This window comes from Halochromatium glycolicum (assembly GCF_016584085.1).
Classification (GTDB): domain Bacteria; phylum Pseudomonadota; class Gammaproteobacteria; order Chromatiales; family Chromatiaceae; genus Lamprobacter; species Lamprobacter glycolicus.
Genome location: NZ_NRSJ01000009.1, coordinates 25,819 through 48,446, shown reverse-complemented (window position 1 = coordinate 48,446; position 22,628 = coordinate 25,819). Strand labels below are relative to the sequence as shown.

Here is a 22,628-nt window from a genome sequence, read left to right as displayed (position 1 = left end):
ATAGGTCCTGTGAATCAGAGGTCGGCCAATGCGCGCTCGAGCAGCGCATCGAAGCGTTGCAGCGCGCGCTCGCCGTCGTAACTGGTCCAGCGCGCAATCAGGTCCCAGCGCAGAACGTAGATCAGGATCGCCTCGAAATCGAGATAGTGGCCGTCGCTGAGCCGCTCGAGGCGGTCCCAGACCACACCGAGGAGCAGGCGTTCGAGATCGACCGCCGCACCAGTGCGCAGGTGGCGCTCGGCCTCGGGCAGCCAGGGGAACGCGCGCTCGAGCCCGAAGGCCGGCTCGTGCCAATGGCGCTGGAGGTGCCCGACCCAGCGGCCAAAGCCCCAGTCACGCCCGCGCGGCACGTCCTCGCCGCGGTGACGGCGACGCAGCGCGGCCACCAGGGTTCTCAACTCCAGACGCCAGACGACCAGATCGCGCACGAAGCGATTGTCGATGCGCTCGATCAGGCGCCGGGCCTCGCGGACGGTCTCGGCATCGGTGCGCTCGGAGGGCTGCTGCGCCCATTCGATCACGCGGCGTGCATCTTGGAGACAGCGCGCCTCGTCCTCGCCCAGCAGCGACAGGCGCTGATTGAGGCGGAAGCGCGACAGCGGGGTCTGCGTCGCGCCGAACAGCGGACCGTGATACGGCAGCGCCGTCAGCAGCATCGCATAGCGATCGGGATGGGCCACGGTCGCTGCGCCCCTCTACTTCACCATCCCTTCGAGGATGGCGCGGAAACGGGGTTGCAGATGCGCGAGCAGTGTCGCCGCGACCGTCTCGTCGGTCAGGTCGATCTTGACCTCCTGGCCCTCGAGTGAGAGGTGGATACCCCGCTCGCCTTCATCGGTCGATACGCCGAAGGTCACGCCTTCAGCGAGGACGTTCCCGGCCAATGAGAGCACGAAATGCGACAGCGAGCCCTCGCGCAGCTCGAGCGGGTTGCGCCGCAGCTCTTCCGGGCTCACGAGGGCCTTCGGAAGCGTCACCTCGACCGCCTGGCCGACGTCGACACCGGACTCGGCCCGCGCCTGCGCCGCGACCTCGAGGATCAGGCGCTCGAGGAACGCCTCCTGCTCCATCTTGGCCGCGATCAGCCGCTTAACCTCATCGCTGAAACGATCGGCCAGGTCCGCCTTGAGCCGCAGCACGGTGTCGCGCATCGCCAGCCGCAAGGCCTCCTCACCGCCCTTCCTGAGGGCGTCGGCCTCCTCGCGGGCGGTCTCGCGGATCGTCTTCGCCCGCGCCTCGGCCTCGCGCAGGATGCGGGCCGCTTCACGGTGCGCCTCGGCCTCGATGCGCTCGGCGGCGTTGCGGCCGACCTGGACCCCTTCATCGCGCAGCCGCTCGATCAGGGCCTCGACCCCCGAGGACGCGAGCCCGCTTGCTGTGCTGCTATCGCGCTTGGCCGGATCAGTCATCCTGGAATCCCTCCGGCCAGCACGAGCGCAAAGACGAACGCGAAGACCGCGAAGCCTTCGACGATGGCGGCTGGGGCCAAGGACAGGCCGAAGATCTCCGGCTTGGTCTTGCTGGCATGGATGGCCGAGGCGCAAGCCTGCCCTTGGCGCATCGCCGAGACGAGCAGCGCCAGTCCGGCCAGCAGGCCGATACCGAACAGCGCCGGCGCCGTCTCTGGGGTCACCTCGCGCTGCAGGCTGAACATGATGACGATGCCGTAGATCACCTGCGACGAGGGCATGACCGAGACACCAATGTAACGGCCGTAACCGGACTCGGTATCGACCATCGCGCCGATCGCCGATTGCCCGGCCACGGCGCAGCCGATGACGCTGCCCATGGCCCCGAGGGCCATCGGGGCGAAGAGGCCGGCCCAGCCCATTGCAACGACAAACTCGTTCATTCACGCAACTCCGTCCGTTTGAAGGGTTTGAAGGGGTAGCCTTCGCCGGCCAGCGCCCAGTTGTAGAACTCGATGAAGTTCAGGCGCAGCCCATGCACCACGCCGCTCATCAGCGCGAGCAGCAGGTTCAGCGTGTGGCCCGCCAGCAGGATCAGGATCGCCAGCAGCAGGCCGATGCCGGGCAGCCCGGCGGCAGTGTCGCGCGCGAGCCCGTTGAAGGTCATCGCCATCGAGGCCGACGCGAGCCCGAGCGCGAAGAGCCGGAGATACGAGAGCACATCGCCGAACGCCTGCGTGACCCGCACCAGAGCGCTCAATCCATCGAAGGCGCGCAGGGCCAGGGCCTTGAGCCCATCGATGCGGCGGTCGCTACCGAGCAGGAGCACGACAGCCAAGCCCAGTATCAACAGCCCCTGGGCCGTCATCGAGAGCCATTCCGGCGCGCCGGCACCGTGCAGAATCCAGAGGGCGAAGCCGCCGAGCATCGCCGCGATCCAGCCGAGCGCGACCCGTCCGGCGGCGCGGCCGCGCGCCGCGACGGCCATCTCCAGATTTGCCATGACCAGATGGGCGACGCCGATCGCGACCGAGATGCGCATCATGATCTCGAAGTCGTTGATATCGAGCAGATGCAACTGGCCGAGCAGGGTCTCCGGGCTCGGCGCGAAGCCGAAGTAACTGCCGACCAGCATGCCCCAGACCACCGAGGTCCCGACCAGCGTCGCAGCGAGCAGCCGCATCCGCTGACCGACCTCAGTGCGCCCGAGGCGGCCCCAATACAGCACCAGCAGCAGTCCGAGCAGCAGCGCATAGCCGGCGTCGGACAGGATCATTGCGAAGAAGGCGGCAAACGAAAAGAACAGCACCCGCGACGGGTCCCAGGCGTCATAGGCCGGCATCTGGTAGAAGGCCACCAGGTCCTGACCCGCTGCGATCGCGGGCGGATTCTCGAGCAAGGTCGGCGGCGCATCCCCTGGCGCCGGCGGCTCTGCCAGCAGGGCCAGTCCGCGCCTGTCGGTCAGCGCCTGCACCGCTTCCAGTGCCGCATCCGGCGCCCAGCCTTGGACCAGGAACAGGCTGTCCTCGTCGTGCGTCTGCGCATGCGCCAGACGCAGCTGGGCCTGATCCTCGGCCTCCGCGAGGTGACTGGAGATCAGGTAGATCCAGCGCGTCAAGGCCTGGTGCTCGGCCTGGACCGCCTCGAGCTCGACCTCGGCCGCCTCGAGCCGCCGCTTCACCTCGGTCAGACTCAGTGCCCCGGTCAGGGTGCGCGGCACCGGCAGCGCGTCGCGCGGCGGCTCGTCGGGATGGATCACGACGACCCAGGCCTGGCGGTTGTCGCGATGCACCACCTGCCAGGGCAGTTCGAGGGTCTCGAGCTGACGCAGTTGTCGCTGCGGCAGGATGTAGAACCAGAGCTTGCGCCCGGCCAGATCCGCCTCCGGGGGCAGCTCGAAATCGCCCCAGGGCTCGAGCTCGGCGGCACGCTCGGCCAGTGCATCGCGGCGATCGCTGACCTCGCGCCGGCGCTGTTGGTTCTCGAGCACGGCCCGCACGACCGTCTCCAGGTCGAACCCCTCGGGATCGCGCACCTGACGGCGCTTGTCCCGCACGTCCTGCAGGTAGCGCAGGGCCTGCACCGTCTCGACGGCGTGCCCGGTAGGCTCCTTTTCGGGCTCTCGGGGGGCCGGGCGCAGCGGGATCAGGTGCAGGCAGCCCAGGTCCTGTAATGCGTTGAGCACGGCATGCTTGTCGCTGGTGAGGCCAGCGATGGTCAAGCGATTGAGGTTCTGGATGCTCATGCCAGCGACTCCCGCAAGCGCTTGTTCTTCGCGATCTTCGAACGCACGATGGCCGCGCGCTCGGCATCGGAGAGGTAGACGCGGATGCGCTTGATGTTCTCTCGGGTGCGGGGGATCAGCACCTTGTCGAACAGATTGACGCGCTGCGTGACCTTACGCACGGCCGCATCGAGCTCAGCGATGCGCTGCTCGTAGAGGTCCGCCAGCACGCGCTGGTGCAGCGTCTCAGCGAGCAGCTCGAGCAGGGAATCGACCCAGTGCGGCTTGGTCAGCAGTCCATAGTCCGCGCGTTCCAGATCCAGTCCATCCAGCCGCGGCAGCCGGACCCCGAGAAGATTCTCCTCACCCAGTCGGAGCCCGCGCACGCGCACCAGATCCTCGACCGCGACCTCGTGGTAGGCGAGCATCGGCAGGGTCTCACGCACGCGCTCACGCAGCGCATCGATGCGGCGAAGGGCCGCGTCGCGAGCGGCCATCTCCTTGGCGCGCTCGGCCATGAGCTGTCGGCGCTTCAGATCGAGCGACGGCAGGAACCGCTCGTAGGTGCGCAATGCCTGGTTCTGCTTGGCGAGCGAGGCCTTGCTGAGGCTGACACGGGACATCGCTGCAGGTCTCCGAGTTGGTCTCTGAGATGCTCTCTGGGCTGGTCTCTGGGCTGGTCTCTGGGCTGGTCTCCAATCAGGCCGCCGTCGGCATGCTGTCGTCCGGCTCAAGCTGGGGTAGATACTTATCGACCAGGCTCTCCTTCATCAGCAGTTCATCGCGCTCGAAGCATTCGGCGAGCGTCTGCCAGCAGAGATCGAGCCCCTCCTCGAGCGGCAGGCTGACATCGATGTCCATGAACCGCTCGCGGAACAGCTTCCCGAACCTCAGCAGTCGGAGGTCGAATTCAGACAGATCGAAGGCCATCGCCTGCTTCTGCTCGGCGTCGCGCGCCCCAGAATAGAAGCGGATCATCGTGTTCATGATCTGGCCGTGGTCCTCGCGCGTGACCTTGCCGATCACGTGCTGCTTCAGCCGCGACAGCGAGCCGAACGGATCGAGCATGCCGTCGTGCAGGTAGAACTGCCCCTCGGTGATATAGCCGGTATTGTCCGGCACTGGATGCGTCACGTCGCCGCCGGGCATCGTAGTCACGCTGAGGATGGTCAGCGAGCCGGCGTCCTTGAAATCAGCTGCCTTCTCGTAGCGGCGCGCGAGCTGGGAGTAGAGGTCGCCCATGTAGCCGCGGTTGGACGGGACCGCCTCCATCGCGATCCCGACCTCCTTCATCGCGTCGGCATAGGCGGTCATGTCGGTCAGCAGTACCAGCACCCGCTTACCCTCATCGACCGCGAAGCGCTCGGCGACGGCGAGCGCCATATCCGGCACCAGCAGCCGCTCGACCACCGGGTCCGAGGCCAGATTCACGAACATCACCGTGCGCGCGAAGACACCCGCGTCCTCGAAGCGGCGCACGAAGTAGTGATAGTCGTCGAAGATCAGACCGAGCCCGCCGAAGACGACGATATCCGCATCGGCCTGGATGCCGATGCGCGCGAGCAGGGCGTTGTAGGGTTCGCCGGCGACCGAGAAGATCGGGATCTTCTGACTCTCGACCAGCGAGTTGAAGATATCGATCATCGGCACGTTGGTGCGCACCATCTTCGAGGCGAGCAGGCGCCGGGCCGGGTTCGCGGAAGGGCCGTCGATCTCGATCTTCGGGTCCTGCGACAGGCTCGGGCCCGTATCGAATGGCGTGCCATCACCCCGGAACACCCGCCCGAGCACATTAGCCGAATAGGTGGCACGCATCGGATAGCCGAAGAACCGCACCGAGGCACGCGTCGTGAGCCCCTTGGTGCCGCCGAACACCTGCAACGAGACGAGCTCGCGCTCGAGCTTGATCACGCGCGCCAGCGACTGGAAACCGCCCGGGTCCTCGACCAGGCCCAGGTCGCCGAAGGCGACGGGCTGCGTATCGGCGGCCGCCGCGGGCGGGACCGAGACCTTGAGCAGATCACCGACGATCGCGACCACGTTCGAATAGCGGGCAAGGCTCTGGGACATGGGCTTCGGTTTTTCCTCGACGCTAGGCTGACCTGTTCAGGGTTCAGGGTTCAGGGCTCAGGGTTCAGGGTTCAGGGTTCAGGCTTCAGGGCTGACCTGCTCAGGCGCCCGAGATCACCAATGGCCGTCCGTACTCGGCTCATCGAGCAGACGGGTTGAAGCGCTCGTTCCCTGCGCGCCTCGCCGTGCCATCCAGGCCTGGGAAGGCGGCCGACAATGGGCCCTCTCCGCTCAGGTGCTGAATCAGCGGTCGAGCAGATCGTTCAGCGCGATCCCGACCGATACCGCATTCTGCTTGAAGTTATAGTCGATCATCGTCGCGCCGTAGCCGCTGAAGGCGACCAGATAGCCGCGCAACGGCCCGACGAGCTTGGGCGTCATCCAGGTGGCACGCACCGCCCCCTTGGACTCTCCAGGATTGCCGCGCGCCATCAGTGTGAAGCTGTTGCCGCGCCACTTGTAGACGGCGGTGATATCCCCGTAGCCATAGTAGTCGGTGATGTCGGGGTTATCCTCATCGGAGCCCTCGTCGTCGATCCTGATCCAGGGCCGCAGCAGCAGCGCGAAGTCGCCCCTCTCGAGCCCGATCCGGGCGATGAGCCGATCCCAGCTGCGCGAGATCGGATCGGCGCGGCCGTTGGACTCATGGGTGTAACCGAGACCGAGCAGGCCGAGCTCGAAGCCGCCCACGGACAGCTGCGGCTGCCAGGCGACCATCAGCTCGGGCTTATAGTTCGTATCGCGGAACGGGCTCGAGTTCTCATCGTTGTAGACCTGCCAGAAGCTCTGCTGGGTATAGGCGAACCAAAGGCCGAAGCGCCGATCGTCATTGGCCCAAACCCGCGTCTTGAAGCTGATCTGAAAGGCGGCCTCGATGTTGTCGACCTCGCTCTCCGGGGTCTCGAGCGCACTGAACACCGGCGAGAACGGCCGATCGTTGGTCCGGCTCTGATAGCGCACCGGGGCCAGGTAGTTCGGATTGAAGAGCTTGATCAGGTAGCGGTCGCTATCCGGATTGAAGCTCCAGGCGCGCTCGAGCATCGACATGGCGGCCGGCACCGGCGCACTGGCGGGGACTGATCGCTCGAAATCGGCGCCGGTGCTCACGGCTGCCGGCGCCGAGATGGGCTGCCGGGACGCGGCTGCAGGCTCTGAACCCGTGGATAGCGCCCCTGGCAAGGCCGGAGAACGTCCGCTGATCCGGTCATAACAGGCGAGCCGTCGCTGAGCATCGTTGATCGCTGCGCAGGATTGCAGGCCGGGCGCCGCGCTGACCGCCACCGGCGAGGCCGTGAGCAGCGCAGGCAGCAACAGCAGCAGCGGCATGACCCCTCGGGCCGACTGACAGCAAGGTAGCCGGATGGAATGGCTCAAGACGGATCGCCTCCTGCGCACTGGTGACCTCCTGCGCACTGGTGATTGGTGACACAATGCGAACGTGATCGATATCGGTCGGTCCGGCTCCAGGCGCGCGAGCGCCGCATCGGATGCGACCCGATTATCGCATCGGCAACAGTCTACAACCCTTCCGACCATTCTAGCGCCGAGGTGAGTCTTCGGCTAAGCACTTCTCTCGCAATGCTCATTCAGACTCGGCACGGCTCGTGATACTGGCGCATGCGCCTATGCTCGCCATCATGATCCTGCTCAGTCTCTGCTCGCTTCCGGCACTCGCCGACGTGTCGCGCTCGGACGCGCGCCAGGTGACTGCAGCCGAGCACAGCCCCGACCATCTAGACTACCGGGTCAAGATCACCGCGTTGCCCGATGAGCGGCTCGATCGGGCCATCGGTGAAGGCTCGCTGCTTTCGACGCTGCGCGAGGATGGCCCCCTGAACCCGTTTGCGTTGATCGCGCGCGCCGAGAACGACATCGCCCGCATCGACCGCGTCTTGCGCAGCTTCGGCTACTACGATGCCCTGATCGTGATCCGGATCGCCGGCCAAGACCTGGCTGACCCGACCCTGCCGGCTCGGCTCGAGCAGCTCGCCTCGGGCGGGGCGGAAGCAGTCGAGATCGAGGTCGAGATCGACCCCGGCCCGAGGTATCGCATCGAGGCGGTGCGTCTGCAAGGCGAGGTGCCGGCCGCGGCGCGCGCGGCACTCGACCTGAAGCCGGGTGATCCCGCCCTCGCGCCACAGGTGCTCGCCGCCGGCACGGCGCTGCTGCAGGCGCTCCAAGAGCTGGGCTATCCGTTGGCGCAAGTGCCACCGCCCGCCGCGCTTGTCGATCATCGCACCCGCACGATGACCCTGAGCTTCGACGTTCAAACCGGCGCGCGTCTCCCGCTCGGCGAGATCGAGATCATCGGGCTGAAACGCCTGCGCGAAGGCTATGTGCGCCGCCGGCTCGGCCTGCAGCCTGGCGAGCCGTTCAGCCCGAGTCGCCTCGAGGCGGCCCGCCGGTCCCTGATCGCGAGCGAGACCCTGGCGTCGGCGCGGCTGTCGACTGCCGAGCAGGCAGACGCCAGCGGGCGCCTGCCGCTCAGGCTCGAGGTCGTCGAACGACCGCCGCGCGTGCTGCGCCTGGCCGGGGCCTATTCGAGCGACCAGAGCGGCAGCCTGTCCGTAGGCTGGACGCATCGCAACCTGCTCGGCGGCGCCGAGCGTCTCACCTTCGATCTGGAGCTGAGCCGGATCGCACCGGGGGCGTTGGGGGACATCAATGACGCCGCCCAGATCGGACTGCGGATACCGGACATCATAGGCCGCGACCTGGACCTTCAGCTTCGGCTCGGCGCCGTGCGTGAGCGGCTCGACGCCTACGAGCGGGATGCGATACTCACCTCAGCCCTCTTCGAGCGGCGCTTCTCGCCAAGGCTCTCGCTCAGCGCCGGCCTCGGCCTGGAGCAGTCGCAGGTCGCCCAAGACGGCCCGACGCAGGACTTTCGGCTCCTGTCGCTGCCGCTGACGCTGACCTTCGACTCCACCGACGACCCGCTGGACCCCCGGCGCGGCCTGCGCCTGAGCGCGCAGCTCACGCCGACCTCGGTCCCCGAAGGGGATGGCAGTGCCTTCCTCCGCGCCCGCCTGGCTGCGGCGACCTATCTCGACCTATCCGGATCGAGAAGCGCCGGGTCCCGCCTCGCGGCGGCGGACGCATCCGACCCGCCGCTGCTCGGGCGCCGAGTGCTCGCCGCACGGATAGCCATCGGCCGTATCCTCGGCGCTTCAGCGAGCGCCGTGCCGCCAGACTGGCGTTTCTACGCCGGGGGCGGTGGCTCGGTCCGCGGGTACCCGTTCCAGTCGATCGGTCCGCGCACCCGCAATGGCTCACCGGCCGGTGGTGATACCCTGATCGAGGGCAGCCTGGAACTGCGCCAACGTTTCGGGCAACGCTGGGGGATCACGGCCTTCGTCGATCTCGGCGACGTCTCTCGGGACGGCTTCCCGGGCGTCGGCAACCTTGCCGTCGGCGCCGGGCTCGGCCTGCGCTTCCATACCCCGGTCGGCCCGGTGCGTGCGGATCTGGCAACGCCATTGACCCAGTCCGAGGGTGACCCGCCGGTACAGCTCTACATCGGCATCGGGCAGGCGTTCTGATGCGACGCTCGCATTCCTGGTACTGGGCGCAGCGGGTGCTGAGCCCTGCGCCCCTTCTGCTGCTGATCGCAGCAGCCTTTTGGGTCGCCCTCGACAGCGAGGCCGGGCGGGGACTGATCGCTGACACGATCGAGCGGGCCAGCGCCGGACGCGTCCGGATCACCGGCCTCAGCGGCGCCCTCCCGTTCGCGCCGCGGGTCGAGACGCTGGTCCTGGCGGACGCTGATGGCCCCTGGCTGGAGGCCGAGCGGGCCAGGCTCACCCTCCAGCCAGGGGCACTGCTGCGAGGGACGCTCGGTATCCACGCCGTGGACGCCGACAGCATCGAGCTTGGCCGGCTCCCGGCCGGTCGAGACAGAGGCGCGTCCCGCTCCTGGCTGCCATTCCGGATCGAAGTGGACCAGCTCAGCATCGGGCGCCTGCGGCTGAACGGCCTGGTCGCCGAGGCGCCGGCGCTAGGCGTCAAGGGCTCCGGCTCGGTCGGCGCGGATGGGCGGCTCGAGACGGCCCTGCGGATCACTCCGCTCGACGATGCCAGACTCGACGGCCACATCGACCTCAGGCTTGAAGCGCAGATCGGCCAGGCGCTGCCGAGCGAGGCGGCGCGAGGCGTGCCTGAGACCGCCTCGCCCCCTCGGCAGACCTCGCTCAGCGCGCACATCACCGCCGCGATCCACGAGGCGCCGCCATTGATCGCAGGGTTGCTGGGGGCGGAGCCGGCGCTCTCGTTCACTGCCGAGCAGGGCGCAACAGGCTGGGCGATCGAGCGCGCAACGCTCCAGGCTGCGGCACTGAGCGCGGTCCTGTCCGGGACCGTCACGAACGACCAGCTCAACCTCGGCTGGCAGCTTGCAATCGAGGATCTCGGCCTATTGACCGAGCAAGCGCACGGGCGGCTCCAGGCCCAAGGACAGCTCAGCGGTCGCGCAACCGATCCCATCGTCGAGGCGCTGCTCGCGGCCGAGGCCGGCACTGAGACCGTCGGGACCGGCCAGGTCAGCGGAACCCTGATGCTGCGCCCGGTAACGCAGGAGGCCGCCCTGGCTCTCGACGGCGACTGGGCGCGGCAACCGGTGGCCGTCCAGATGGTTCTCAGACGCCTCGACACCGGCGCGCTGAACCTCAGGCTCGGCGACAGCCACTGGGCCGGCATCCGGGTGGGGGGCAGCCTGCTGCTGCAGCCTGGAGAGACCCTGCCGCTCGGTGAGCTGCACCTGGCGATCGACCGCGTCGAGGTGCTCGATGCCTTGCTAGCGCCCTGGCTCGGCGACGACCCGGCGCTGGCTGGACGCCTCGAAGCAGGGTTCTCGCGTCGGGACCGCGGCGCGCTCAACCTCGACCTCGAGGGCGCGGCGTTGCAGCTTCCCGATGGGATCGGCATCAGATCGCTCAACGTCCGAGCAGAGATCCACGAGCCGCTCGGTGCATCCCGGCTGCGCTCAGAGGCAATCGTTGCTGGTCTGAGCACGGCCGCATTCGCCGCTGATATCAGACTGCAAGCGAGCGGACCGATCGAGACGCCGACACTGAGCAGCAAGACCGATCTGCAATGGCGGCGACCCGGCGGTGAAACGCCGGTTCAGCTCGTCGCGGGCGGCATCTTGGACGCACGCGTGCGGCGACTGCAACTGGACGCCCTCCGGCTCGATCTACCAGGACAGGGTGTTCGCCTGCTCGGACCGGCCCGCCTCGAGTTGGGCCATGGCCTAGAGATCGACGGGCTGCGGCTGGCGCTCCGTGCACCGGACCCCGACGGCAACCCGGTGGAGAGCGGCCGGCTCGAGCTCGACGGCAGGCTGGCGCCGCTGCTTGAGCTCGAGGCCCGGATCACAGCCCTGCCGGTGGCCGTTGCGATGGGCTGGCTGCCGGCACCGCTCCCGAGACTGACCGGGCGGATCGATCTCGAGACTCGGCTCACCGGCGAGCCCCGCGGCCCGTTTGGCACCCTATCGATGGACGTTCGCGGTCTCAGGTATCCGGGAGGGCTAGCGCGCAGTCTGCCGGCGGGCGAACTGAGGCTGGCACTGCGTCTCGAACCGCCCATGACCACCATCGATGCGCGGGCCTCGGTCGGCACGACCAGCCGTCTGGCGCTCGATGGCCGGATCGGTGCGCCGCCCTTTGACGGCAGCGCGGACCTGGCGCTCGACGCGCAGGGCCAGCTCGACCTGGGTCTGCTCGAGCCGCTGCTCTCGCAAGCGGGACGTCAGGCGGCCGGGCGGCTTGCGCTCGATCTCGGCATCGGTGGCAGCCTGGATGCCCCTCGGGTCGATGGCCGGGTGCGGCTTCGCGAGGGCGCCTGGAGAGATCGTTTGCTCGGGCTGATCCTGACCGATATCACCGGCGCGCTTCGGCTGGCGGGTGACGAGCTACTGATCGAGCGCCTTAGCGCACGGGCCGATCCGGGCACCCTGACCTTGAGCGGGCATCTCGGTTGGCTGCAGCCGAGCCAGCCAGTCGATCTCAGGCTCAGCGCGCGCAATGCCAGTCCGCTCCAGCTCGACCGATTGCAGCTGCAGGGCGACGCCGACCTACGTCTGCAGGGCAACCTGCCTGAGGGCCGCGCGCTCAGCGGCTCGGCCCGTTTCGAGCGGATCGATCTGCGCATCCCGGAACGCTTTCCGGTAACAATCGCCACGCTGGAGGTCGAGGAGGTCGGCGAACGCCGACAACCGCCACGGCGGGCGCGTCGCTCAGGCCCCGCGAACACTGTTGCACGCAGCGGCTCGGTCGGAGCAATCGCCCTAGACCTGGCGCTCAGTGCCCCGCAGGCGATAACGGTCCGCGGACGCGGCGTCGATGCGTTGCTTGGCGGAGACATCAGCGTCCAGGGGACCCTCGGTGATCCGAGCCTCCTCGGCGGCTTCAACCTGCTGCGCGGCGACTACGAGCTGGCCGGACAACAACTCGGTCTGACCCGCGGCCGCATCGGCTTCGATGGGGCCTCGATTCTGGACCCGAGCCTCGATCTCGAGGCGCGCGTGCAGGCCGCAGGGGCCACCGCAATCCTCGCCATTGAAGGCACGGCGCGGACACCGATTGTGCGCCTGCGCGGTGAGCCCGAGATGCCGGAGGACGAGGTGCTCGCCCGTCTGCTGTTCGGACGCTCCCGCTCTCGGCTCTCGGCTGTGCAGATCACCCGGATCGGGCTCGCGGCCGCCTCGCTGGCCGGCATCGGCGGCGGAGGGCCGGGACTGTTGGAGCGCGCCCGCTCCGGCCTCGGCCTCAACCGACTCAGGATCGACGGTGATACCGACGGACGCGATGAGCTGGTCGTCCAAGGCGGACGTTATCTGAGCGAGCGCATCTACCTGGGTGCGCGCCAAGGCACGAGGACCGGGGAGACCTGGGGTCTGCTGCGGATGGAGCTCAGTCCGCAATTGCGGCTGGAGACCGACCTTGGCGGCAGCGGCGGTGCGCGAGCTGGTGCCGCCTTCGAGCTCGAGTACTGATTGGGAAAAGGAGTACTGACCGGGCGAGATTCACCGCCCGCCATGCTCAACGCACGCCAGACTGCGGCACGACGCGCTGCTCGGCTGCCAGGTCCAGCTTGAGCACCCGGATCAGCTCCGCAACGGCCAACGGGTACAAGAAGCCGCCGTGACCGACCTGCTAAGCGATCGGCTCGCAACAGGTCGCGCAGGCCGTCGAACGGGCGCGGTCCCATCGAACGCGTTGCATCCAAAGGCGCCTCGAGGTCCATCGCCACTGGTAGGTTGACCGAGCGCGTCCTCTGCTCGCCTGCAAGCTCGATCGACTCGAGCCGGAGCGGGTCGGCAAGGGCAACGCGCAGCTTACGGCCTAGGAGATCCTCTGACAGCCGCGCAGCACGGATAGGAGCAGGATCGGCAGCAGTGCCCAAGACGCACCCCGGAAACCGTTCCCGGCATCTCGCCAGCTTGCCGCACCAAGCAGAACGAGATGATCCAGTGGCCGGCTGTCCAATTGGGATCTGCGGCTTGAGGGCGCTCACCGCCATGAGCGGCGGTGCAAAAGCGGGCGGGCACCGGCTCTTCTCAGGCCGGAGCCATGCCCGTTCAGACCAGGCAGAGGTCAGTCGATGTTGCCGCGACGATGCTGATCGAACAGGTATCCGCCGAGCAGGCCGGCGCCAGCACCGATCGCGGCACCGCGGCCGGCGTTGCCGCTGAGCGAGCCGAATGCCGCGCCGCTGGCCGCACCCATCATCGCGCCGCTACCAGCGCGACTGGTCGTCGTCTCGCCGCAACCGGATAAGACCAGCAGCCCGGCGAGCGCCAGGACCATCGAGAAGCCTTTGGAGATCATCTATTTCTTCCTCTATGTCGGGGTAAAGCGCCGGTTGTTGCTCTGACCGACGGCAGAGGCTGATCACGAGTGATGCCGAATGACGCTCAACGGCAAGGGAATGCGTTGGCGAGAGAGCGCACGAGACCGACCACCGGCTGCTCGCCCATCAGCGTCGCGTCGTCCTTGTTGTCCTCGGCCCAGCGCAGAAAGGCCTCCCGGCCATCAGCGATGGTCGCACCGCTTGGATAGCAGATCAGGCGTTTCATCTCTGTTCGGTCGGCAACGCCGTCATGGTATTGCACGGTGGCCTCGATGAAGCCGGTGCAGGCGAGCTGCGCGGGCGAGGCCGGGTCAGCGGCGCAGACCTGATAGAGGTCTTCGGTGGTATCGAAGCGGAGGTCTTCTGACTCAACGGCACTGGCCGAGCCGGCTAGCGCCGCACAGAACGAGACGATGAGGAGGTTGGCTAAGGTCATCCGACCGCGATGAGGTAAAGACGGCACGGCAAGCGCTCCTGAATGAGTTGGGCAAAATGAACGCAGCGACGGCGCCTGCCAACAAGAGCACTGACGCGCAGCTGCCCGGCACGTGGGCCCCGAATCAGGGCGGGGCGACTGATCCCTGTCTCCGGTTCGGCTCCAACGATCTGCGATGATAACCGAGGATCGGTCGCGCTTCTTAGCATCCTCGGCCCAGTAACAAGCTGTGATCGCCTATCGTCTTGCCAGCGCAACCCCCGGGGGCTAGGCTCTGAACCCCAGCGGCGGGTGCCAGCGCAGGGTGCCAGCGCAGGGTGCCAGCGCAGGGTGCCAGCGCCGGGCGGCCGTGGTGGGCTTGCCGCGTCGCCGCCCCTCCACGCATGCCGCGGCAGGGTCTTAGAGGCCCTAAGGCGATTTCTGTCAAAGCTCATACCGCCTTGCTGGTCTTTTCGCTCGCCTTCTTCGTCGCGCCGCCGGTCACATAGCCCGGCTATGCTCCCGGCGACGCTCCTCGAAGGCAAACGACAATCCTGCGCAATTCGGTACGAGCTTTTCCGGCAATCGCCTAACGCTCAGGCCACGCTGCCACGCCGGACGCAAAACCCCGCGGAGATTCAGGTTAACAGAGCGGCTCCTGTTGCCAGTTGAATCAGGTGCTTGCGCGAGTCAAACGACCGTTTTAACCGGGTCTGTCAGGCCATGAAAGCTTCGACCAAGCGCCTGCTCGTAGTCCTTGGCCTTGGGCTCGCCCTGCTCGGCGTCCTCGGTGCCTATGCGTTCTTCGTCTCGACCAACGCCGCACTGAACCGTGCGGAGTCGTTCGAGTTTCGCCGGATGCAGGTCGCGCGCGTCGGCGACCAGAACGTCTTTCGCTTCTTTATCGTCAGTAACCGAATGGCGGAGCCCGGCCCGGCGCCGATCCTCGAGCGTCTCGGCAATGCGCGCTCGCCGGCAATGCATTTCGCGTCGTTCGACACCGAGATCGAGCCCAGCCTCGGCCTCGGGATGTGGCTCGACGCAAGCAGCTGGCTCCTCGACGAGGAGATCCGGATCACCAACCTGACCCCGCTCGACCGTACCGCCTTCATCCATCAGCTCCGCGGCATGGTCTCGACCTCGCCTCATCGCGGGCTGCTCGTGCTCGTGCACGGCCTCAGAACGGATCTCGACTTTGCGATGCGCGGGACCGCCTTCCTCGCCCATATCCTCGACATCAATGCACCGGTGATGGTGTTCGATTGGCCGAGCAACCAGGGCAATACGCTGAGCGGCTATCGTCGCGCCCGCCGGATCGCGACGGCGTCCGGTGCCGAGCTGGCGACGACGCTGCGACTGCTGATCGACGAGGTACGCCCGCAGCGGCTCTGGGTGGTCGCCAACAGCCTGGGCGGCCAAGTCGTCGTCGACGCGATCGATCAGCTCTATCAGGACCCCGAATTCGCCGACTCGGGACGTGAGATCAACGATGTCGTCCTAACGGCCCCGGATGTCAACCGGTCCGATTTCGACCAACAGTTCAGACAACAGCTCGCGGCCCTGGTCGATGACACCGCCATCTACGTCTCGTCCAATGATCGCGCCTTGTTGCTCAGCCGCGTCCTGAACCTGCAGCGCCGACTCGGTCAGAGCACCCTCGACAAACGCGACGCGGAGCTGACCGATGAGATCGAGGAACTCCTGCGGTGGGCGGATGCTGAAAGGGGCCGGATCGAGCTGATCGACGTGACCCCGGTGAACCGCACCCGCAACTTCCACAACTTCAGTCTCGAGGTTCCCGAGTACTTCGACGACATGTTCCTGCGCCTGACCAACGAGGGCAGCCCGCTGAACCGACAGCGCTACCAATTCCAAACCGCCGATGGTGCGGTCTATTCGGTCCTGACGCGCGGCCGTTGACGCAAGGCGCCAATGCGCGGCCCGCCCCGGACGACTGACGCCGATCACCGCCACGCCAAGACCACCGTTGAGGGCCGCCCGAATGTCCGTCCGCTTACTCAAACGCTTCAGTCTCTGGGCACTGATCGCCTTCCTCGGATTCCTAACCGGGGTGATCGTGCTCTATGTGCTCTGGGTGCGCAGCGGCCTCGCAGTCCAGCTTTGGCATACCGTCGAGCTGACTGAAGAGCTCAGCGCCGAGCACGCTGACCGACTGAACAGCTTCCAGGATTACCAGGCGCTGGAGGATCGGCTCTTCACCGAGCTCCGCAACAAGGTCTATGCGCTGACGCCGACTGGTCCCGAGCAGATCCTCAACCGTTTCAGCAGCGGCAGCGCCGCCGATCCCGAGGAGCGCGACCAGAATTGGAACCGCAGCTTCGAGCTGACCCCTGAAGACCCGATCGGCGGCGTCCTTCTGCTGCATGGGATGTCCGACAGCCCTTACAGCCTGCGCGCGATCGGCCAGGCGCTTGCCGAGCAGGACTACCTTGTGCTCGGTCTGCGCATGCCGGGCCACGGCACGGCGCCATCCGGACTGCTCTCGGTGACCTGGGAGGACATGGCCGCCGCCACCCGGATCGGCATGGCCCATCTTGGCGAGCAGCTCGATGGCCGACCCCTGCACATAATCGGCTATTCGACCGGCGCCGCACTGGCGCTGGACTATGCACTCACAGCGATGGCTGCCCAAGGCACTGAAGCGGCCGTCGCAGCGCAGGTACCGGCCAGCCTGGTGCTGGTCTCGCCGGCGATCGGCATCACTCCGGCAGCCGCGGCAACGCCTTGGCTGGTGCGCTTGTCACGCGTTCCAGGGCTCGAGCAAGTCGCCTGGACCACCTTGCTGCCCGAGTTCGATCCGTTCAACTACAACGCCTTCTCGGCCAACGCGAGCCTGCAGGTGCACCGAATGACGCGCTCGACGACCGCACGGGTGCGTGAGCTGGCAACCAATGGGCCGATCCGCGACTTCCCGGCAACCCTGGTGCTGTTGAGCGTGGTCGATGCGACGGTCTCACCCGAGGCCGCGGTCGACAACCTGCTTGGCCGGCTCGCACCGGACCGGCATGGGCTGCTGCTCTATGACATCAACCGCCGAGCGGTGACCTCATCGCTGTTGGTTACTGAGCGCGCCGCGCTTGCCGAACAGCTCCTCGAAGACCCGACGCTGCCCTTCGAGCTGACCCTGATCACCAATGCCGGGCCGGACAGCTCTGAGGTCGTCGCCTCGTACAAGCCACCGTTCAGCGCCGAGCCGACCCGAACCGAGCGGATCGACGAGCCCTGGCCCGCCGATGCGCTCTCGCTCTCCCATGTGGATCTCCCGTTTCCGATCGACGATCCGCTCTACGGGCGCTATCCGCCGCCCGGTAACGATCAGGTGTTCTTGGGGCAACTCGCGATACGAGGCGAGCGCGGGGTGCTCAAGGTGCCTGCTCAATGGTTACTGAGGCTGCGCCACAATCCGTTCTACGACTACCAAGAGCGACGGGTGCTCGACTGGATCGGCGCGGCCAATGGCGACCAGCAGCCGTCTCGCGATACGCCAAACGAAGAAACCGACTGAGTGCGTTCGCGCGCTCAGGCCCTTGCAGACTCCAAGCAGGCCGGGCCCAAGGAGAATCGGCCAGCCGACTGGGGTCCTGGATGCAGGCCAAAACGCCCGCTTGATGACTGGTCAGAAGATGCTTTGCGATTTCGCAGCGAATCGCCGTGGCAGCTTCGGGATTAGAGATGCGCTATCAAGAGGCCGCTTGATTCGCGCAAGCCACTGATCTCGAAGGCCCAGGAACCATGTTGTGAGGGCTCATCAATAATTGCCCGTTTTCTAGCTGGGCTCAGGCAGCGCGATGCCCAACCGACGAAGCCCCTGCTCCGCCTGACCAACCCAGTCACGATTCGCGGCAGGGCTCGCTGGGCTCGGATGGAGGATGCGACCGATACGCACCGGCTCGTGCGACAAGGCGGCGATCGCGCGCTGCTCCGCAAATCGCCCGATACCGACGACGAACTCCGGCTGCAGTTGCGCGACCGTTGAGCGCAATGCGCGATCGCAGGCCGCGAACAGGGGCTCGCGCTCGGCGGCGGGCAGCGCATCCGGCGTTAGATTGCGACCCGTCTCGGTCATGAAGACCAGTGGGCAATAGTTGGCGACGAAGTATTGAGCGAAGAACCGCTCGGGCGTATCGAACCGCGCACGCGCCCAGCCCCATAGTCGCTGACCGCTGACCTCGCGCCGCGTGCAGTCGAACCCGAGCACGGGTCGCTTGGGATGGATCGAGGCTGGCGCAGCGATCGGCTCCTTGATGCCGAGCCAATCGCGGACCATCTGCACATCACCAAAGGGCACACCAGTCTGCGCCATCCCGAACGGCCCGGGATTCATGCCCAGCAGCAGCACCGCACGCGAGCCCTGCCCGAACCGGGACAGATACGCGCGATGCCCCTCCCAAGCGTAATCGAGCGGGTTATAGATCGTCGCAACCGGTGGCTGGAACGCCAAGCGCTCAACCTCGGCCCGCAACGCCAAAGCACTCTCAATCAGCGTCATCGAGCGCAGCCGCCACTCAGAACCCGCCACACTTCGGGGCCTTTGACACAGCTGTTGCAGCGATACAACTACACTGTAAGATGGTGTCCAAACAACAAACCTATGGTATAGTTCGCCCACTAAGGCGGTTTTTTTGCTTTTCTTGTTTCATTTTTCCGACAACACGCTATCATTGTGTCACGGCAGTCGTTCGGACGTCGACGCCAAGTCCTCGTCAACTGCTGGGCATTCCGAGGCCGTCACCCAGTCTGCACCTCTAACCTGACGATAGGAGCCACTGATGTTCATCACGACGAAACCCCTCCGCACCGCGGCCATCGCCTGCACGGCAGCGGCCGCTCTTTTGATGGGCGGCACTGCTGTCGCCGATGAGATGCAAGAGTCGTATTGGTATGCGGCTGGCAGCAAGAACTTCCCAGACGGCCAGCTGTGGGCGACCAGCTACGGCGAGTGCTGGCAGAGCGCCTACCCTAGCGGTCCCACCAACCTGCCGCCGTGCGAGCGCGATATCGTCCCGGCCGAGATCACGGTCCAGCTGCTGTTCGAGTTCGACAAGTATCAGGTCCCGGAGACCGTCGTGAACCGCGAGGTCCTGGCCGAGATCGATGATTACATCGCCAGGGTCCAGAGCACGCCGGTCGAGGAATACGTCACCATCGTCGGCCACACCGATGCGAAAGGCTCCGACGCCTACAACATGGCACTCGGCATGCGGCGCGCCGACGCTGTGCGGGACTACTTCATCGCCCAGGGCTATCCAGAGCGCCTGCTCGCACCAGCCGAGAGCCTTGGCAAGCGCGATCTGCTGCCGCAGTACAGCCCGTTCTCGGTCCAGCAGCGCCGCGTCGTCATCACCAAGGTCGACCAGTAAGCTGCTAGGATAGGCTCGACGCCAGAGCCCGCTGCCGCACCAGCGCAGCCTTCGGCCTTATTGATTAGGCGGCGAGCCCGAGGCGTTTGGCGCCGGCCATCGAGCCTGGCAAAGCCGGCTAGCTTGCAGCTAGCCGGCTTTCGCTTTTGTAGGTGACCGCCCAGAAACGACTTCCCGATTTCAAAGCGACCGGTCGCGGCAGCGTCGGGAAGGCAATGATTGATCATTCCTAAGTCGACCCGATTACCGAATTGAAGCCGTCCACCAGAAGACCCAGCATCGTTTGCGCCGTCCTCATGCTGCTACTCTGCAGCGGCCCAGCACTCGCTGGATTCGCTGAAGGCACGGCCGGCGGCGCCAAGCCTCCAACGCCGGACCGGAGCAGTCCCCACCCGGGCGGCTGGAGCTGGACAGAGCCGCCCTTCGGTGAGTGCTGGGAAGACCCGACAGCCCAACAGTTGCCTGCCTGCGGCGACGTCCGGGTTCCAGAAGAGCTCACGATCAAGCTGCTCTTCGAGTTCGACAAGTACATCGTCCCCGACACCGTCGTCAACCGCCCGGTACTTGCGACGATCGATAGCTATATTCGAAAGGTGAAGCGGTCGCCTGCCCGCGAGTATGTCACCATCGTCGGGCATACCGATGCCAAGGGCTCGGATGCGTACAACATGGCACTCGGGATGCGGCGTGCGAAGGCGGTGCGCGACTACTTCATTGCCGAAGGCTATCCAGCCGAGCTGCTCGCACCCCCTGAAAGTCGCGGGAAACGCGAGCTACTGCCGCAGTACAGCCCCTTTTCGGTCGAGCAGCGCCGCGTCGTCATCACCAAGGTCGATCGATAGACCTCGGTCAGCGCCTCGCCCAAGACCTCAAAGATTGGATCACAGATGCCGCGCTGATCGATTCCCAAGGGTCGGATTGCAACCCTGCCGCACAACATTTGGGCGGCAGACGGGCCAGCAGATGATCAAGGCTGTCGGATGCGGATCATTGCTCGCCGGAAACCTCTGTTGCAGCAGCCGGTCGGCTTTAGGCAGACTCATCCGGGACACGATAGTGACCCGCGTTGAACAGCGTTGCGAGCAGCGCCTGCGCCGGCTCTTGATCGAGCCAGGGTCGAACTCGGCCAGCCTCGAGCTCCCGACCATTCGCCAACAGCGAGACGAACGGCGCCAGTTCAGCCGGCAGACGATGATCTTCCCCATTCGCAAACAGCAACACCGGCCCAACGGGTTCGGATGATCGCGCGAACAACAGCAACGAGCGCCCATCACGCTGGAGCGCCCCCCGCGATTCCAATAGCGCAATGACCGCACTGACAGGCCAAGAGGGTTCGGGCGGCGCCAGCTCCAGATTGAGCTTCGGCTCTGTCATCCATTTCCCGAGCCAAACCGCGAAGTCGTCGCACCCGGCCGCAGCGATACCCGACTCGATCTGCGTGCGCATACTGGCGATCGTCGCCGCCGTCAACTCGGCCGGATCGTCCGGCGTCACGGCAACCGAGCCGCCGTCCGGAGACGGATCGCGCCAGCGGCCGGCCGGGGTAAAGCGCTCCGCCACCTCGGCCAGCCAGTCGTCGGCGAGCTCGCCCCAGCTCGGCGAGCGCAGCCCGACCGACCAGGTCTGACAGGCGCCCTCGGCGACCCCCCAATGCGGAACGCCGGGCGGCAGATAGAGGATGTCGCCAGGCTCGAGCAGCCACTCGTGATCCGGTTCGAATCGTTCGAGAATCTTGATCTCGAGGTCGGGCAGCAGCTCGAGCGGCGCATCGGCGCGGGTCGCGATGCGCCAACGCCGGCGGCCCTCGGCCTGGATCAGGAACACATCGTAGTCATCAACATGGGGCCCGACCGATCCCTGATCCTCCGCATAGCTGACCATGATGTCGTCGAGACGCCAGTTGGGCAGAAACCGGAAACGCTCGAGCAACGCGCCGATCTCCGGGATGTGCTTGTCGACATCCTGCACGAGCAGCGTCCAATGGGTCGCCGGCAGTGCCGCGAAGCGCTCAGGAGCGAACGGTCCGTGCAACAACTGCCAGGGTCCCTGCTCGCTCCGCTCGAGCACGATGCGCGCCTCGACATCGGACTCGCACGCGAGACCGGCCAGCTCATCGGCCGGCAACGGGTTCTCGAAGCCCGGCAGCGCCTGGCGCATCAGCAGGGGCCGGCGTTGCCAGTAGCGGGCTAGGAAGCCTTCGGCATCCAGCCCGGATGGAAACCGCAACGCTGGGAACGCAGGACTGTCGTTGATCATAGGGAGAGTTTCGCGGCGGTCCGCGTTCGCCGGCCCGGCTCTGGGCCCGGCTCTGGGCCCGGCTCTGGGCCCGGCTCTGGGCCCGGCTCTGGGTCCGGCTCTGGGCCTGGCTCTGGGCGCGGCGCGCGGACCCGTGTCTCGCTGCGCGCCCGGCTCGCGAGCAGTCCACCGGCGGCGATCAGCAGGGTGCCCAACAGCAGGCTCAGCGTCAGCGGCTCATCCCAGAACAACCAGCCGTAAGCGGCACCGAAGATCACCGAGAAGTAGCCGAACGCCCCCATGCGCGATGCCGGCGCCAGCGTCAGGCCGCGCGTCAATGCGAGCTGGCCGAGCGTGGCGGCGATGCCGATGCCGAGCAGCAGGCCCCAAGCGGTTGCAGTCGGTGTCTGCCACTCCCAGGCCAGCGGCAACGCCGAGATCAGGCCGGCGATCAGGGCAAAGTAGAAGACGATCCGTGTCGTCGGCTCCGAGCGCGAGAGCCGCCGCACCGTGACCTTGGCCACGGCCGCAAAGACCCCGCCGAGCAGTCCGATCAACGAGACCAGCGACACGCCGGCCCAGGCCGTGCTCGGTGCCAGATCGAGGATGAGGATCACCCCGGCAAAGCCGACCCCCAACGCGATCCAGAGCAGGCCGCTGACGCGCTCGTGCAGCCAGAGCATCGCAAACAGCGGGATGAACAGCGGCGCGGTCAGCTTGAGCAGCATCGCCTCGGCCAGCGGCAGCTCGGCGATCGCATAGAAGAAGCAGTACATCGCCGAGATGCCGGCGGTCGCGCGCAGCAGATGGAGACCGGGCACGGCGGTCTTCAGATCACCGAGGCCGTTGCGCAATAGCCAGGGCGCGAGCAGCAGGATACCGACCAGGTTCCGGCCGAAGACCACCATCGCGTTCGGCAGCTCGCCCGAAACGAGCCGGATGCCGACGCCCATCGACGCGAAGCAGAACTCGCCCAGCACGATGAAGCCCGCCCCAAGCAGCAGGCGCTGCGGTCGCTGCAGGCGGCGATCAGGCAACGGAGG

At 66.7% G+C, this 22,628-nt stretch carries 18 protein-coding genes; 6 read left to right on the top strand and 12 right to left on the bottom strand.

Going from position 1 to position 22,628, the window contains the following annotated elements; all coding sequences use genetic code 11:
- Positions 1-14: 14 nt before the first annotated feature.
- From CKO40_RS07145 to CKO40_RS07115, 7 genes are all read right to left on the bottom strand, one after another.
- The gene (locus CKO40_RS07145) at positions 15-680 is read right to left on the bottom strand and encodes a DUF2764 family protein (protein WP_338074137.1); all 666 of its coding nucleotides are present in this window, start codon (positions 678-680) and stop codon (positions 15-17) included.
- A 15-nt stretch (positions 681-695) separates the two neighbouring features.
- Positions 696-1,409, bottom strand: a complete 714-nt coding sequence (locus CKO40_RS07140; protein WP_200345513.1) for a hypothetical protein — start codon at positions 1,407-1,409, stop codon at positions 696-698.
- The gene (locus CKO40_RS07135) at positions 1,406-1,852 is read right to left on the bottom strand and encodes an ATP synthase subunit C (RefSeq protein WP_200345512.1); all 447 of its coding nucleotides are present in this window, start codon (positions 1,850-1,852) and stop codon (positions 1,406-1,408) included. The genes CKO40_RS07140 and CKO40_RS07135 overlap by 4 nt, the downstream gene beginning before the upstream one ends.
- On the bottom strand, positions 1,849-3,654 hold the full coding sequence (locus tag CKO40_RS07130; protein WP_200345511.1) for a V-type ATP synthase subunit I: 1,806 nt from the start codon (positions 3,652-3,654) through the stop codon (positions 1,849-1,851). The genes CKO40_RS07135 and CKO40_RS07130 overlap by 4 nt, the downstream gene beginning before the upstream one ends.
- On the bottom strand, positions 3,651-4,256 hold the full coding sequence (locus CKO40_RS07125; protein ID WP_200345510.1) for a V-type ATP synthase subunit D: 606 nt from the start codon (positions 4,254-4,256) through the stop codon (positions 3,651-3,653). The genes CKO40_RS07130 and CKO40_RS07125 overlap by 4 nt, the downstream gene beginning before the upstream one ends.
- 76 nt (positions 4,257-4,332) lie before the next feature.
- Positions 4,333-5,703 carry a V-type ATP synthase subunit B gene (locus tag CKO40_RS07120; RefSeq protein ID WP_200345509.1) on the bottom strand — a complete coding sequence of 457 codons (1,371 nt, stop codon included), beginning with the start codon at positions 5,701-5,703 and terminating at the stop codon, positions 4,333-4,335.
- A 243-nt stretch (positions 5,704-5,946) separates the two neighbouring features.
- Positions 5,947-7,077: a phospholipase A gene (locus CKO40_RS07115; RefSeq protein ID WP_242476886.1), complete on the bottom strand. Its 1,131-nt coding sequence runs from the start codon at positions 7,075-7,077 to the stop codon at positions 5,947-5,949.
- Between the two features lie 251 nt (positions 7,078-7,328).
- On the opposite strand from CKO40_RS07115, the gene CKO40_RS07110 reads away from it, so the two are divergent.
- A complete protein-coding gene (locus CKO40_RS07110; protein WP_200345508.1) occupies positions 7,329-9,245 on the top strand; it encodes an autotransporter assembly complex protein TamA in 1,917 nt (638 codons plus the stop codon).
- Positions 9,245-12,697 (top strand): translocation/assembly module TamB domain-containing protein, encoded by a 3,453-nt coding sequence (locus CKO40_RS07105; protein ID WP_200345507.1) that lies wholly within the window; start codon positions 9,245-9,247, stop codon positions 12,695-12,697. Before CKO40_RS07110 ends, CKO40_RS07105 begins: the two co-directional genes overlap by 1 nt.
- Before the next feature lie 601 nt (positions 12,698-13,298).
- On the opposite strand, the gene CKO40_RS07100 is transcribed toward CKO40_RS07105, so the two are convergent.
- Both CKO40_RS07100 and CKO40_RS07095 read right to left on the bottom strand, forming a co-directional pair.
- On the bottom strand, positions 13,299-13,532 hold the full coding sequence (locus CKO40_RS07100) for a glycine zipper family protein (RefSeq protein WP_200345506.1): 234 nt from the start codon (positions 13,530-13,532) through the stop codon (positions 13,299-13,301).
- An 86-nt stretch (positions 13,533-13,618) separates the two neighbouring features.
- Positions 13,619-13,990 (bottom strand): Rap1a/Tai family immunity protein, encoded by a 372-nt coding sequence (locus tag CKO40_RS07095; RefSeq protein ID WP_200345505.1) that lies wholly within the window; start codon positions 13,988-13,990, stop codon positions 13,619-13,621.
- Between the two features lie 702 nt (positions 13,991-14,692).
- On the opposite strand from CKO40_RS07095, the gene CKO40_RS07090 reads away from it, so the two are divergent.
- Complete coding sequence (locus CKO40_RS07090) at positions 14,693-15,889, top strand: alpha/beta hydrolase (RefSeq protein ID WP_200345504.1); 1,197 nt, start codon at positions 14,693-14,695, stop codon at positions 15,887-15,889.
- A gap of 82 nt (positions 15,890-15,971) precedes the next feature.
- The gene (locus tag CKO40_RS07085; protein ID WP_200345503.1) at positions 15,972-17,495 is read left to right on the top strand and encodes an alpha/beta hydrolase; all 1,524 of its coding nucleotides are present in this window, start codon (positions 15,972-15,974) and stop codon (positions 17,493-17,495) included.
- 261 nt (positions 17,496-17,756) lie between these two features.
- On the opposite strand, the gene CKO40_RS07080 is transcribed toward CKO40_RS07085, so the two are convergent.
- A complete protein-coding gene (locus CKO40_RS07080) occupies positions 17,757-18,479 on the bottom strand; it encodes a uracil-DNA glycosylase family protein (protein ID WP_200345502.1) in 723 nt (240 codons plus the stop codon).
- Between the two features lie 280 nt (positions 18,480-18,759).
- Here CKO40_RS07080 and CKO40_RS07075 point away from each other — a divergent pair, with 280 nt between their 5' ends.
- Together CKO40_RS07075 and CKO40_RS07070 are read left to right on the top strand one after the other, a co-directional pair.
- On the top strand, positions 18,760-19,350 hold the full coding sequence (locus tag CKO40_RS07075) for an OmpA family protein (protein ID WP_200345501.1): 591 nt from the start codon (positions 18,760-18,762) through the stop codon (positions 19,348-19,350).
- Between the two features lie 296 nt (positions 19,351-19,646).
- Positions 19,647-20,192 carry an OmpA family protein gene (locus CKO40_RS07070; RefSeq protein ID WP_200345500.1) on the top strand — a complete coding sequence of 182 codons (546 nt, stop codon included), beginning with the start codon at positions 19,647-19,649 and terminating at the stop codon, positions 20,190-20,192.
- Positions 20,193-20,379: 187 nt separating this feature from the next.
- Here the strand turns inward: CKO40_RS07070 and CKO40_RS07065 are convergent, their stop codons facing one another.
- Entirely contained in the window at positions 20,380-21,606 is a 1,227-nt protein-coding gene (locus CKO40_RS07065; RefSeq protein WP_200345499.1) for a cupin domain-containing protein, read from the bottom strand.
- A complete protein-coding gene (locus tag CKO40_RS07060) occupies positions 21,603-22,622 on the bottom strand; it encodes a DMT family transporter (RefSeq protein ID WP_200345498.1) in 1,020 nt (339 codons plus the stop codon). The genes CKO40_RS07065 and CKO40_RS07060 overlap by 4 nt, the downstream gene beginning before the upstream one ends.
- Between the last annotated feature and the right edge of the window lie 6 nt (positions 22,623-22,628).